Source organism: Clostridium sp. CM037, assembly GCF_055081095.1.
Map to the genome: position 1 here is coordinate 1,079,660 of NZ_CM143650.1, position 13,273 is coordinate 1,092,932.

17 protein-coding genes and 1 riboswitch are annotated in these 13,273 nt (G+C 31.9%); of the genes, 10 read left to right on the forward strand and 7 right to left on the reverse strand.

Annotated elements, in window-relative coordinates; translation table 11 throughout:
* Nucleotides 1-302: 302 nt before the first annotated feature.
* The 3 genes from ACWJKP_RS05040 to ACWJKP_RS05050 are packed head-to-tail and all read right to left on the reverse strand — an operon-like array spanning nucleotide 303 to nucleotide 2,549.
* On the reverse strand, nucleotides 303-1,043 hold the full coding sequence (locus tag ACWJKP_RS05040) for an amino acid ABC transporter ATP-binding protein (RefSeq protein WP_165411683.1): 741 nt from the start codon (nucleotides 1,041-1,043) through the stop codon (nucleotides 303-305).
* Between the two features lie 33 nt (nucleotides 1,044-1,076).
* Nucleotides 1,077-1,718: an amino acid ABC transporter permease gene (locus ACWJKP_RS05045; protein WP_165411684.1), complete on the reverse strand. Its 642-nt coding sequence runs from the start codon at nucleotides 1,716-1,718 to the stop codon at nucleotides 1,077-1,079.
* 33 nt (nucleotides 1,719-1,751) lie between these two features.
* The gene (locus ACWJKP_RS05050; protein ID WP_165411685.1) at nucleotides 1,752-2,549 is read right to left on the reverse strand and encodes an amino acid ABC transporter substrate-binding protein; all 798 of its coding nucleotides are present in this window, start codon (nucleotides 2,547-2,549) and stop codon (nucleotides 1,752-1,754) included.
* 213 nt (nucleotides 2,550-2,762) lie between these two features.
* Here ACWJKP_RS05050 and ACWJKP_RS05055 point away from each other — a divergent pair, with 213 nt between their 5' ends.
* The 6 genes from ACWJKP_RS05055 (at nucleotide 2,763) to ACWJKP_RS05080 (ending at nucleotide 7,571) form a co-directional block, all read left to right on the forward strand.
* Entirely contained in the window at nucleotides 2,763-2,897 is a 135-nt protein-coding gene (locus ACWJKP_RS05055) for a hypothetical protein (RefSeq protein WP_258280636.1), read from the forward strand.
* Nucleotides 2,898-3,002: 105 nt separating this feature from the next.
* Nucleotides 3,003-3,116, forward strand: a riboswitch (FMN riboswitch).
* 293 nt (nucleotides 3,117-3,409) lie between these two features.
* Nucleotides 3,410-4,516 (forward strand): bifunctional diaminohydroxyphosphoribosylaminopyrimidine deaminase/5-amino-6-(5-phosphoribosylamino)uracil reductase RibD, encoded by a 1,107-nt coding sequence (gene ribD, locus ACWJKP_RS05060; protein WP_165411686.1) that lies wholly within the window; start codon nucleotides 3,410-3,412, stop codon nucleotides 4,514-4,516.
* Complete coding sequence (locus ACWJKP_RS05065) at nucleotides 4,501-5,151, forward strand: riboflavin synthase (protein WP_165411687.1); 651 nt, start codon at nucleotides 4,501-4,503, stop codon at nucleotides 5,149-5,151. The genes ribD and ACWJKP_RS05065 overlap by 16 nt, the downstream gene beginning before the upstream one ends.
* Before the next feature lie 103 nt (nucleotides 5,152-5,254).
* Nucleotides 5,255-6,463 carry a bifunctional 3,4-dihydroxy-2-butanone-4-phosphate synthase/GTP cyclohydrolase II gene (locus ACWJKP_RS05070; protein WP_165411688.1) on the forward strand — a complete coding sequence of 403 codons (1,209 nt, stop codon included), beginning with the start codon at nucleotides 5,255-5,257 and terminating at the stop codon, nucleotides 6,461-6,463.
* 55 nt (nucleotides 6,464-6,518) lie between these two features.
* Complete coding sequence (gene ribH, locus ACWJKP_RS05075; protein ID WP_165411689.1) at nucleotides 6,519-6,980, forward strand: 6,7-dimethyl-8-ribityllumazine synthase; 462 nt, start codon at nucleotides 6,519-6,521, stop codon at nucleotides 6,978-6,980.
* Nucleotides 6,981-7,265: 285 nt separating this feature from the next.
* Nucleotides 7,266-7,571 carry a hypothetical protein gene (locus tag ACWJKP_RS05080; RefSeq protein WP_165411690.1) on the forward strand — a complete coding sequence of 102 codons (306 nt, stop codon included), beginning with the start codon at nucleotides 7,266-7,268 and terminating at the stop codon, nucleotides 7,569-7,571.
* A gap of 71 nt (nucleotides 7,572-7,642) precedes the next feature.
* Here ACWJKP_RS05080 and ACWJKP_RS05085 read toward each other — a convergent pair whose 3' ends face one another.
* Together ACWJKP_RS05085 and ACWJKP_RS05090 are read right to left on the reverse strand one after the other, a co-directional pair.
* On the reverse strand, nucleotides 7,643-8,371 hold the full coding sequence (locus tag ACWJKP_RS05085) for an HAD-IB family hydrolase (RefSeq protein WP_165411691.1): 729 nt from the start codon (nucleotides 8,369-8,371) through the stop codon (nucleotides 7,643-7,645).
* 55 nt (nucleotides 8,372-8,426) lie between these two features.
* Nucleotides 8,427-9,008 (reverse strand): 5-formyltetrahydrofolate cyclo-ligase, encoded by a 582-nt coding sequence (locus ACWJKP_RS05090; protein ID WP_165411692.1) that lies wholly within the window; start codon nucleotides 9,006-9,008, stop codon nucleotides 8,427-8,429.
* A gap of 271 nt (nucleotides 9,009-9,279) precedes the next feature.
* Between ACWJKP_RS05090 and ACWJKP_RS05095 the strand changes: the two genes are divergently transcribed.
* The 4 genes from ACWJKP_RS05095 to ACWJKP_RS05110 all read left to right on the forward strand — a co-directional run bounded on the left by ACWJKP_RS05095 (nucleotide 9,280) and on the right by ACWJKP_RS05110 (nucleotide 11,704).
* Nucleotides 9,280-9,486 carry a hypothetical protein gene (locus tag ACWJKP_RS05095; protein ID WP_165411693.1) on the forward strand — a complete coding sequence of 69 codons (207 nt, stop codon included), beginning with the start codon at nucleotides 9,280-9,282 and terminating at the stop codon, nucleotides 9,484-9,486.
* A 391-nt stretch (nucleotides 9,487-9,877) separates the two neighbouring features.
* On the forward strand, nucleotides 9,878-10,807 hold the full coding sequence (locus ACWJKP_RS05100) for an FAD:protein FMN transferase (protein WP_165411694.1): 930 nt from the start codon (nucleotides 9,878-9,880) through the stop codon (nucleotides 10,805-10,807).
* The gene (locus ACWJKP_RS05105) at nucleotides 10,791-11,177 is read left to right on the forward strand and encodes a NusG domain II-containing protein (RefSeq protein ID WP_165411695.1); all 387 of its coding nucleotides are present in this window, start codon (nucleotides 10,791-10,793) and stop codon (nucleotides 11,175-11,177) included. The genes ACWJKP_RS05100 and ACWJKP_RS05105 overlap by 17 nt, the downstream gene beginning before the upstream one ends.
* A gap of 23 nt (nucleotides 11,178-11,200) precedes the next feature.
* On the forward strand, nucleotides 11,201-11,704 hold the full coding sequence (locus ACWJKP_RS05110; RefSeq protein ID WP_165411696.1) for a Gx transporter family protein: 504 nt from the start codon (nucleotides 11,201-11,203) through the stop codon (nucleotides 11,702-11,704).
* Between the two features lie 115 nt (nucleotides 11,705-11,819).
* Here ACWJKP_RS05110 and ACWJKP_RS05115 read toward each other — a convergent pair whose 3' ends face one another.
* Both ACWJKP_RS05115 and rsxA read right to left on the reverse strand, forming a co-directional pair.
* Nucleotides 11,820-12,671 carry an RnfABCDGE type electron transport complex subunit B gene (locus ACWJKP_RS05115; RefSeq protein ID WP_165411740.1) on the reverse strand — a complete coding sequence of 284 codons (852 nt, stop codon included), beginning with the start codon at nucleotides 12,669-12,671 and terminating at the stop codon, nucleotides 11,820-11,822.
* A 6-nt stretch (nucleotides 12,672-12,677) separates the two neighbouring features.
* Entirely contained in the window at nucleotides 12,678-13,265 is a 588-nt protein-coding gene (gene rsxA, locus ACWJKP_RS05120; protein ID WP_165411697.1) for an electron transport complex subunit RsxA, read from the reverse strand.
* Between the last annotated feature and the right edge of the window lie 8 nt (nucleotides 13,266-13,273).

A 13,273-nucleotide genomic window follows, 5' to 3' on the forward strand; every position in this document is an offset into this window, starting at 1 on the left:
TTGGGTGTTTTTGTTTGTTATTGTAGTTATTAATTTCCTTAAATGTTGATTTTCTTGAAGTTAGAGGGCCATAAAAATTTATTATTCCCCAAGATGTCAAAAATTTATTATATTTAGATTTAATTGAAATTGTGATCAGTAATGCTCCTTTATATATATTAATTCTAAATATTATATAATACATGTTAGAAAATTGTGATTTAATAATTAATTAATTTGTAAATTAAGACATAGAAGCCATGAAAAAAGTGTCATTCCTATAGTTGATTTTTTATAATTTATATAAAGGTTTGATTTCATATCTATGCAAGGTTTAGAAATTGTTTTACCCTGGCATGGTTAGAATTAGAAAATAGTAATTCAGGAGTGGAGTTCGCTAGTATTTCTCCATTTTCCATGAAAATAATTCTATCTGATATTTCTCTTGCAAATTGCATTTCATGTGTAACTACTATGAGTGATATTTTATCAATGGCAAGAGATTTAATGACCTTCAACACTTCGCTGACTAGTTCAGGGTCTAATGCAGAAGTTGGTTCATCAAAAAGAATTAATTCTGGATTCATTGCAAGACATCTAGCAATTGCAATTCTCTGCTTTTGTCCACCAGAAAGAGTACAAGGATAAGAATTTATTTTATCTAATAAATCCACTTTTAAAAGTAGTTTTTCTGCAATGTCTATAGCATCTTTCTTATCTATATTATTTACTATAATAGGAGCTTCAATTATATTCTCAAGAACGGTTTTATGAGGGAATAGATTGAAGTTTTGAAAAACCATACCTATTTTTTTAGCAGCATTAATTGATTCAATATTATTAATTTTCTTTTTAGATTCTGCAATAGTTATGCCATTAAATTCAATGAGTCCATTATCCATATGCTCAAGACCACTTATGCACCTAAGCAGAGTGCTTTTTCCAGAGCCAGAAGGACCGATAATTGATATTACTTCGCCTTTTTTTAAACTTAAAGATACATTCTTTAAAACTTGGGTTTTATCATAACTTTTATTTATTTTACATATCTTGAGTAAATCCATAGTAGCACCATCCTTTATTTATCGCATTGTTCTTTATTCGTAAATGGAATATTTTTTTTCAAGATTTTTAAAAGCCAACACAATAAGAGAAGTAAAGATTAAATATATTATTGCGGCAATAAAAAAAGGAGTGATTGTAAAATCTCTAGTTACAATTTCTCTAGCAGCTCTTAGTAAATCTTGTAATCCAATTGCAGCTACTAAAGCTGTATCTTTTATTAGAGTAATTGCCTCATTACAAGTTGGTGGAATTATCCGTTTAAAGGCTTGGGGTAGTATTATTTTTGACATAGTTTGTCTATAATTCATGCCTAACACTTTAGCGGCCTCGTATTGGCCTTTATCTATAGATTGAATACCGGATCTGAATATTTCAGTAAAATAAGCTCCGTAATTCAAAGAAAAGGTAAGAGCTGCTGCAGTAAAAGGAGAAAATCTAATGCCAATAATAGGTAGCCCGAAATATGTAAAAAACAGTTGGAGAAGTAAGGGTGTTCCGCGAAATAACCAAGTATAGAGGTCCACAATCTTACTAAGTATTTTTAAATTTGAAACTTTGATTAGTGCGCCTATTATTCCAAGAGGCAAACAAAAGATTATTGTTGCAAAATACAATTCAATTGTAAAGAGGCTCCCTTTTAAAATATAAGTTGTAATGTCTATAAAATTAGCCAAATCAAACACTCCTTCAGAAAAAATTCATAATTATTATTTGATTATATCTTTGCCGAACCATTTCTTTGATATAGTATTGGCAGTTCCATCATTTTGTATTTCATCTAGTTGTTTATTTATTTCTGCAGTAAGGCTTGTATCAGTTTTTCTTATACCTACGCCATAATCTTCTACTCCTAGATTTTCATTAATAACTTTATAATCACCAGGTTTTTTACTAGCATAGTATCTTCCAACTACCTCATCCACTATAACAGCATCAATACGACCAGCGTTTAAATCGAGTAGCGCTTCTGTATTGTTTGAATATTTCTTGGCCTCCTTTAGTGAGTTAGTAAGTAGTGAATCTTTAGCAAGTGCAGCTTCACTGCTGCTACCCATTTGCAGGCCTACAATTTTATCAGTTAAATCACTTTTTTTAGAAATAGTTGACTTGTTTTTTACAATAATTGTTTGCTTATTTTGAAGGTATATTTTAGAAAAAGCAATTTGTTCTTTTCTCTTATCTGTTATTGTTAATCCATTCCATATGGCATCAATATCTTTATTGTTTAGACTTAATATAATTCCGTCCCATTCTACTGGTTTAAAGGTTACTTTTACGCCCATTCGCTTGCCTACTTCTTTTGCCATATCAATGTCAAAGCCTACAATTTCACCACTTTTATCTCTAAATCCCATTGGTGGAAAGTTATCATCAAGACCAACTATTAGTTCTTTTTTGTCTTGTATATCTTTTAAAGAATTATCAGCTGTGGGGGTGTTTCCGCAGCCAGATAAAATAGCGGTTGAAAGTATTGCCACAATTAGTAAGTTAAATTTAATTTTCATTATTAACACTCCTTTATGAATTCTATAAATACAATATTACTTTATTACGTTAGTTATGTAAAGTGGTAAATTAAAGATTAATTAACTTATATATAAATATAAAATCATTACAAGATAAAAATTTATAAATTTTTTAGAATAGATGGGAAAATCATAGTAGTATAAATCTCTCTTCCAGTGGAAAATATAAATGAAGAAAGGGGAGTGTTTTAAATGAGTATAAAGCAGAAACTTACTAATGAGCAATTATCTTCAGTAGGAATTAAGAGAACTGATAATGACAAAGATATGCATACGAATGATGTAAATATTAAAAATAATGAAACAAGAAATAAAAAAAACAAATAAATCATCTAAAAGTGTTTATAGCTAATATTTTGATTAATTGTTTATATTTATAGGATTCGCTTGACATTAAAATAACAAAGTGGTATTCTTAAGTTGAAAATTTAATAGATCCTTCAGGGTAGGGTTAAATTCCCAACCGGCGGTATAGCCCGCGAGCCTAAAGGTAGATCTGGTTTAATTCCAGAGCCGACAGTAAAGTCTGGATGAGAGAAGGAGAATAATGATAAATATAGGAGATTTTCATTTATTAACTATGAAAGATAGTTAATACTGCTTTTATATTTTATTGTGAATATATTTAGTGAACAGCACCGGTGGGTGATGATTTAACAGCACCGATAGGTGATGATTTGACTAGATATATAATTAGCTTATTAAGCCCTGAAAACTTTGTTTTCAGGGCTTTTATTATTTTAGCCACATATATGATTTTATTTGATCAAAGTTATGCATACTAAGAGAGAAATATTTATGAAGATTGGCACCAGAATTATAGAATTAGGGGTGATAAATTGGATAATTATTATATGAGAAGAGCACTTGAATTATCTAAAAAAGCAGTGGGGTTCGTAAATCCTAATCCATTGGTTGGTGCTGTTATTGTAAAAGGTAATAGGATAATCGGTGAGGGGTATCATGAATATTTTGGTGGACCACATGCAGAAGTAAATGCTTTTAAAAATGCCAAAGAAAATGTAGAAGGCGCAACAATGTATGTAACTTTAGAGCCTTGCGCACACTATGGTAAAACGCCACCTTGCGCTGATGCTATAGTGCAAAATAAAATATCTAAAGTGGTAATTGGAATGATAGACCCTAACCCATTAGTTGCAGGGAAGGGAATAGAAATTCTAAGAAGTAGTGGCATAGAAGTAACTACGGGCATAATGGAAACTGAAATAAAGAAAACAAATGAAATATTTGTAAAATACATAGCTCATAAAAAACCATTTTGCATCATGAAAACTGCTATGACAATAGACGGAAAAATAGCAACTTCTATTGGTGAGTCAAAGTGGATAAGTAATGAAAAATCTAGAGCGTATGTGCATGAATTAAGGCATATGGTAACTGGAATTATGGTTGGAATTGGAACTGTCCTAAATGATGATCCAGAACTTACTACAAGAAGAGAAGGCATAATTAGCAAAAACCCAATAAGGATAATTATAGACAGCACAGCAAAAATACCAATAGATGCAAAGGTATTAAAATGTGATGAAAAAACAAAAACTATTGTAGTTACTACAAAATTTGCAAAAGAGACTAAAATTGAAGCTATTAAACAAAACGGTGCACAAGTTATTGTAACTCCAAGTAAAAATAACCGAGTGAATTTAAGCTATTTAATGGGAGTGCTAGGTGATATGGGAATAGATAGTATTCTGCTTGAGGGTGGCAGTACTCTAAATTATTCTGCATTAGAAGAAGGCATCATTGATAAGGTTATTACTTTTATTTCGCCGAAAATATTTGGGGGAACAACAGGTAAGACTCCGGTAGGAGGACAGGGAATAGAACATGTAAGTGATGCTATATTACTTACGGATACTGAAGTAACTAGATTTAACGAGGACATTATGATAGAAGGGTACGTGAATAGATGTTTACAGGGTTAATTGAGGAAATTGGAGAAATAAAGTCTATAGAGAAAGGTGCGAGGTCTGCGAGAATTACCATAAAAGCTGCAAAGGTTATGTGTGGAATAAGGATCGGTGACAGTATTAGCACCAATGGAGTGTGCCTTACTGTAACAGAATTTTATAAAAATAGCTTCAGTGTAGATGTAATGGCGGAGACTATAAGAAGTAGTAATTTAGGGAAATTGAAATCTGGTTCTCATGTAAATTTGGAAAGGGCATTAATGGTTAGTGATAGGCTAGGAGGGCATATAGTAAGTGGACATATTGACGGAATAGGAACTATTGTAGATTTGTGCATCGAAGAAAATGCCACCTGGGTGTCTGTAGAAACTACAGTGGATATATTAAAGTATATTGTACATAAAGGATCAATAGCGATTGACGGTATTAGTTTAACTGTAGCATATGTTGATGAAAACATTTTCAAAGTATCAATTATACCTCATACAAAAGGGGAAACTACTTTAATTAATAAAAAGGTAGGTGACGAGGTTAACCTTGAAAGTGATATGATGGCGAAGTATATTGAAAAACTGCTTAAACATGGTGAAGCTCCAGAAAAAAAGAAATCTATTGGTATGGATTTTCTCGAAAAAAATGGATTTGTATAAGCAATCAGTTGTAGACACAGCAAATAATATTACATCACCAAAAGTGATGATTACAGCACAGAGTGATGATTACAGCACAAAGTGATAATTAAGGGGTGGAAAAATGTATAAATTTAATACTATTGAAGAAGCTTTAGAAGATATTAAAAATGGAAAAATGGTTGTTGTGGTAGATGATGAAGATAGGGAAAATGAAGGAGATTTAATTATAGCAGCTGAGAAAGCTACTCAGGAAAACATAAATTTTATGGCTAAGTATGCACGTGGACTTATATGCATGCCTATAGTTAAAGATAGATTAGATAAGTTAAATATAAATCAGATGGTGGTAAATAATACTGATGTGCATGGAACAGCATTTTCTGTTTCTATTGATGCTGTAACTACCACTACAGGAATATCAGCTGCAGAGAGGGCAACTACTATATTAAAGGTGATAGATTCGGAGGCTTCATCAAAAGATTTCAATAGACCAGGCCATGTATTTCCTCTAGCAGCAAGAGAGGGTGGCGTACTAAATAGGGGCGGTCATACAGAGGCTGCAGTTGATTTAGCAAGACTTGCAGGGTTATATCCTGCAGGTGTGATTTGTGAAATTATGAATGAAGATGGATCAATGGCTAGGGTACCAGAGCTTATGGATTATGTGAAAAAACATGATTTAAAAATGATTACCATAGTAGATTTAATTGCTTATAGGAGAAAAACTGAATGCCTTGTAGAAATGGTTACGGAGGCACAAATGCCAACTAGATATGGTGAATTTACTATCTATGGGTTTGTTAATAAGATAAATGGAGAGCATCATGTAGCATTAGTTAAAGGTGATGTAAGAAGTAGTGAATCTGTACTTGTTAGGGTGCACTCTGAGTGTCTTACTGGAGATGCACTAGGCTCTATGAGATGTGATTGTGGAGAACAATATGATGCGGCCATGAAAGCAATAGCAAAAGAGAAAAATGGAATTTTGCTTTACATGAGGCAGGAAGGACGTGGAATAGGATTAATTAATAAGCTAAAGGCATATAATCTTCAAGATAAAGGAATGGATACCGCAGAAGCAAATTTAGCTTTAGGTTTCCCTGTAGATATGAGAGATTATGGAATCGGAGCTCAGATATTGGAACTATTAGGTGCTACAAAAATAAGACTCATGACTAACAATCCTAAAAAAATAACAGGAATTTCAGGCTATGGTATTGACATAGTTGAAAGAGTAGCAATAGTGATGAATCACAATGAAAAAGATAAGTTCTATTTGCAAACTAAAAGAGAAAAAATGGGACATTTACTTGACTCTGAACAAGTATAAGTGTTAAGCACATTCAAGTAAACAATAAGATATTAAATTAATAGGAGGAATAGAAATGATAACGTATGAAGGTAAATTAATAGCAGAAGGTTTGAAATTTGGGATTATAGTAGCAAGATTTAATGAATTTATAGGTGGAAAATTATTATCGGGAGCACTAGATGGTTTAAAACGTCACGGAGTTACAGAAGAAAATGTTGAAATTGCATGGGTTCCTGGTGCATTTGAGATACCTCTAGTTGCAAAAAAGATGGCTAAGTCCGGTAAGTATGATGGTGTGATATGTTTAGGAGCAGTAATAAGAGGCGCTACATCTCATTATGAATATGTATCTGGTGAGGTAACTAAGGGAATTGCATCTGTATCACTCGAAACAGGAGTTCCAGTTATTTTTGGAATTCTTACTACTGAGAATATCGAGCAAGCTATTGAAAGAGCGGGTACAAAAGCAGGTAATAAAGGGTATGATGCTGCAGTAACTGCAATAGAAATGGCGAATTTATTAAAAGAAATTTAAAATAATAGAACAAAAAAATTCTCCTGCGTGCATTGCAAACGAACTTAAAACTGGAAATTCGATTAAGAAATTCTAAATCAAATTTAATAGTTTATACGTTTCTTATTGCAAGTCACTTCGGAGAAATCCCAAAGTTGCTATTCAGCTGATTTTTAAGTACTACTTTGGGTATTCATTAGGGGTGCATAACAATTATTAACTGTTATGCACCCCTAGACTTTTTTCGCTTTCATGTATAATTATGATATACTATTCTTAAAGATAAGTAGAATAGGGGTGATCCAAATGGGTATAGGCGATAGTGTATTTACTATTATATTTATTATGATGGGTGCGTCGGCTGTTGTTTCTGGTTTGAATTTTGAGAAGAAGCAAGGGAAAAAATATAAGGGCGAAAATTTAGATGAATATATAAAACTAAATAAGCTTGTTTTAATTGCAATGGGTGGGATAATGTTATTTGGAATTTTTCTCGGACAAGGAATACCTTTATTAAAAGATAAAATAACAAATATAACAATTGGAAGTTTATTTCTCATATGGATTGTTTATTCGGTAGTATCCAAAAAGAAATTTTCAACCAAAAAATAATAAACAGAATGGAAGGTTGCGGACTTCCATTCTGTTTTTAATTTTTTAGATTAAAATATTAGATTAAAATATTATATTTCAATGTGCTCTGGTTTTAGCTTGTAAACCACATCTTTTCTTTCTAGCATTATATTAATTTTTTCTTTTAATGCATCATCGTCTAGAATTTTTAGGAGTAGTTCTTTAGTAGGGTTTATTACTGTAGGGTTACTAATTAACTTTAACATAGAGTAATCTCCGGAAGTATCTCCATAAGCATAACTTTGATCCAGATCAATATTATATTTACAAACAAAATGTTCTATGGCGGCATGCTTACTAACACTATCCCACATAGGAATAATAGCACCAGTGTAAATATTATCTTTATTCAATTGATACTTTGTTCCTATATAATCATCAAACCCGTATTTTATAGACATTTCGCGTACAAGTTCTATTGGACTGCCTGATACAGTGATAATGATGTGACCCTGACTCTTATGCCATTTAATTCTATCTCGGGTGTAGGTATAAACCCTATCCCCTTTTTGCTTTACAATTTGCTTAGCAATAAACTCGATTTGACACTTATGAAGTCCAATTATGGCCTCGGTATAAATATCAGCCATTTTAAGCAGGTAATTATCATAATTTCCTATTCGCTTATCCCATTTAACATAATAGGGTTTTACTTCTTTGTACCATTTATCATTTTCTATTATTTCGCTTTTAATTAATTTTTTGAATACCTCACTAATTAAACTATCTCTATAGAGAGTACCATCAATATCAAAGAAAGCAGCTATTCTTTTTTTCAAAGTGATCACCTCCAACAACGGTATAATATAATTATTTAAAGAAATTTATAATTAGCTATTCGGGAAATATTATTCTTTTTTCAGTGATTATGAAATCCAATGGCACATCATATTCACCAGTGGGCACTTTATCAACTATTTGATAGTCATAGGCTATGCCTATAGTAGGAGTAAGTTTCGTCTTTTTAGGTAAAAATCTATCATAATAACCAGCACCAAAACCTATCCTATTGCAATGTTTATCAAATACTACGCCGGGAACTATAATTAAATCTATATCCTCAATATCAACTTTATCTAATAAATCATGTTTTGGCTCCATAACACCAATACTAGATTTATAAAGATCAGTAGTAAGATTATTTATTTTAAAAGGTATTATTTCTCGCTTAGTTTGTATGCAATAGGGTGCAATTACTGTTTTACCGTTATCCAAACACCACTTGGCAAGAGGATATGTATCAACTTCTTTATTGAAACTTAGGTATAACATGATATTTTTGCAATTTACAAATTCAGGTAACTCCATAATTGTGCCTATAATTTTATTGCTAAAATTACTTACATCTTGAATCTTCATACTTTTTCTTTGATGTAGCATATTTTTTCTTAAAGAATCTTTAAGATTATCTTCCATAAGTACCCTCCCCTAGAAATTATTTAAATATTATACTATAAAATTTAAATTAGTATAACATATGTTTATCATATATGCAATTTATAGAATTATATATAAGTTTATATTATTTTAGATAACCAATCTTAAGCAAAATAACACTTCCATAAGTCTCAAGTAATGCATTAATACATTAAAAATTATAAATTGGGAAGTCTATAATTATAATATTAAAGATGCAGGAGTATTAAAAAATACTAGGTATCTTTAAGAAATATAAGGAGGAATATTCATGGACAATTCAAAAATAAGAGAAGTTAATGGAATAGACCACGTTGGAGATGTGCCAAGTGCAAAGAAAGGAATCGTAGATTTTCTTTCAGGTGAGGACAGATATAAAGACTCTATCCCACAGGATAGGCTTAATTCTTACAAAAAAGGTCGTGAAATAGCAGTAGAAATAGAGAATATTTTAAATGGGGATCAAAGGGATTATTAGAATTAAATAAATTTAATATTATTCAAAAATGGGTATAGAGTTTTAATTCTATACCTTTATTCTTTATAATGCAGTTTAAATTGATAAAGTTGAAAAATGATTGTAGCTTTCTGAAAAGTCTGATATTATTATATCTGTAATAGTGTTTGTAAAATTACAAAGACATAAAGAACTTCTTACGTGTTTTTATGGATATTTCAAGTAATATAGGGAGGTTATTTTAAATACATATATGCTATAATATATATTGTATTTAAAAACAATCTAGGGGTGGTGATGTACCATAAAAGGTTCACGTAAAACATGTCGTATACTGTTATTATTGTCTATTTCAATACTTTTAACATCTTGCAAAGGTAATACAAAACCTGTTGAAAAAGAGACCTATCTAATGGGTACAATTGTTCAATTAAAGGTATATGGTGGAAACGCAGAAAAAGCAACCGAGAAAGCATTAAAGAGGGTAAATGATATAGAAGATAAAATGTCTGTTAATATTGAAACTTCTGAAATTACAAAATTAAATGCTAAATCTGGAATTTCAGGTGAGAAACTTAGCGCCGATACATATTACGTAATAAAAGAAGCTGTTAAATATGGTAAATTAACTGGAGGGGCTCTTGATGTAACTATAGAACCAATTGTAAAGTTATGGGGTATAGGTACTGACAAGGAGAGAGTTCCAACAAAAAATGAAATTGATGAAAAATTAAAGCTAGTTGATTATAATGATATTATTCTAGATGAAAAAAATTCAACTATCAAGTTAAGGCGAGCGAGCCAAGCTATAGATTTGGGCGCTATAGCAAAGGGATATACGGCTGATGAAATAAAGAAGGTTTTAATAGATAATAAGATTAGCAGTGCGCTTATAAATTTAGGTGGTAATGTTTATGCTGTAGGAAGTAAACCAGATGGAACTAGCTGGAATATAGGAATACAAAATCCATTAGATACGCGTGGAGAATACTTAGGAACTGTTAGTTTTACTGATAAATCCGTGGTTACATCAGGTAATTATGAGAGATATTTTATAAAGGATGGTGTGCGGTATCATCATATATTTGATCCTAAAACTGGGTATCCAGCAGATAAAGGTATCATAAGTACAACTATAGTATCGGATAAATCAATTGATGGAGATGCACTATCTACAAGTACTTATATCATGGGACTTGAAAAAGGGATTAAATTGATAGAGTCTATTAAAGGTGTAGATGCTATTTTTGTTACCTCAGATAAAAAAATATATGTTACATCAGGCCTTAAAGATAGTTTTAACCTAACGAACAAGGAGTTTATTTATGAAAAAGGGCGATAAAATAGTTTTCATAATACTTTTAATTATTGTAGTAATATCTTTTAGTGTAGCTTTAATATACAAAATCGCAATCAAGGGGTCAGAAAATATTGCAGTTATTAAAAGCGCCGGTACAGTGATTAGAACTATTGATTTAAATAAGGTAAAAGAGCCACAAGAGTTTACTATAAAAACAAAAGATGGCCATTATAATACCATACTAGTTACTCATGATGGTGTTAAGGTAAAAGATTCTGATTGTGCACATAAAGAGTGTGTTAAAAGTGGAAGTATATCAGAGCCAGGTGGGATGATTGTATGTTTACCTAATAAACTTATGATTAGTATTGAAGGCGAAGCAAATAAAGGTATTGATGGTGGGACTTTTTAAATTAAAAAAATGTAGGTGAAAATATGGGAAAGACTAAAAGAATGGTTTTACTCAGTATGTTAGTTGCAATAGCATTAGTTATTTATTTAATTGAGGCTCAGATTCCAGTGCTATTTCCAGGAATAAAATTAGGTCTTGCTAATTCTATATCGTTAGTTGCATTAATAATACTAGGGTGGAAAGAAGCATTTTTAATAATGATTTTAAGAACCTTATTAGGTTCTATTTTTGGTGGAAGCATGTCAGCCTTTATGTTTAGCATTGCAGGCGGATTGCTAAGTAATATAGTAATGGTATTGCTTTACAAGTATCTTAAGAGTTACTTAAGTATACCTACAATAAGCGTTTGTGGATCTGTTTTTCACAATGTAGGTCAGCTACTGGTAGCTGCTTTTATAATTAATGATTTAAGAATATATGTATATTTACCGGTATTATTAATTGCAGCTATTGTTACAGGGTATTTTATTGGAATTTTATCTAGTATTTTAAAAAGCAGATTAGAAAAAATATTAACACCAAAATAAAAATCGGAGTGCATTTTATCAAGTCAAAGGTTTCCAAGTTTGTATAAAGGCATTGTATGTTTTTCAGTAAATAAAAAAGATAAGCAGAAGGGTTTAAACCCTTCTGCTTATCTTTTTATTTACTTACTACACTCTCGTCTTTAAGAGTGACTTTACTTAAGTTTTCACGAGCTTTTAATGGTTTTGAAATAACCTTTGTAGGACACTTAGTTGCACATAGTCCACACTGTGTACATTTTTCAAAGTCTATTATAGGTAAGTTATTAACCATAACAATCGCCTTAGATGGGCAAACTCTTGCACACATTCCGCAAGCAATGCATCCAACGCCGCAATTATCTTTTACTGTTTTACCCTTTGATTTTGAGTTACATTCAATAAGTACTTCTTGAGTAGCTGGAACTAATTCTATTAAGTTCTTAGGGCATACTGCAATGCATGCGCCACAAGCTACACAATTATCCTTATATACTACAGCTACACCATCAATGACGTGAAGGGCATTGAACTCACAAGCTCTTACACAACTTGCAAAACCTAAACAACCATCAGCGCAAGCTTTAGGACCACCACCAGGAGCAATAACTGCTTGGCGGCAATCTTTGATTCCATCATACTCATATTTTTCTTTAGCAACCGTGCAAGTTCCTTTGCATTTAACAAAGGCAACTTGTGGATTAGCGGTTTCAACGGATACGCCCATTATTTCACCGATTTTTTGCGCAACAGAACTTCCACCTACGCTGCATGCATTTAGGAGTGCACCGCCCTCAACTACAGCTGTAGCATAAGCATCACAACCAGCATATCCGCATGCACCACAATTCGCGCTAGGTAATGCTTCTCTAACTAGTGGTATTTTAGGATTAACAGCTACGTAGAATTTCTTGTTAGCATAACCAAGTACTATCCCAAATACAAGGCCCATACCACCAATGCTTATTACTGGGTAAATTAAATTATTTATATCCATTTAAATACCCCCCAATTTTAAACCACTAAAGCCTAAAAATGCGATGGCCATGAGTCCGGCTGTAATTAGTGAAATAGGTAGACCTCTAAAGGCTAGTGGCATATTATCATTCTCTTCCATTCTTTCTCTTAACCCTGAAAGAAGTACAATGGCAAGCATATAGCCAGCTGATGCTCCAAGGGCATTAACCATGGATTCTATTAATGTATATTTCTCACCTATGTTGATAACTGCCATACCAAGCACAGCACAATTAGTTGTTATTAATGGAAGAAATATTCCGAGCGCTTTATAGAGACTTGGCTGAGTTTTTTTGATAACCATCTCAACAAATTGCACGAGTGCTGCAATAACTAGCACGAATGATAGTGTTGATAAATAGGTTATGTGCAAAGGAACTAAAATCCAGTTATAGACTCCATAAGTCATGAATGAGGCTAAGAACATAACAAATACTACTGCTAGTCCCATACCTTTTGCAGTTTCGGTTTTTTTAGAAACTCCAAGAAAAGAACATACTCCAAGGAATTTAACTAATAAGAAGTTATTTACCAAAAATGCACTTATAAAAATTGAAAAAAGTCTCATTTCCATCC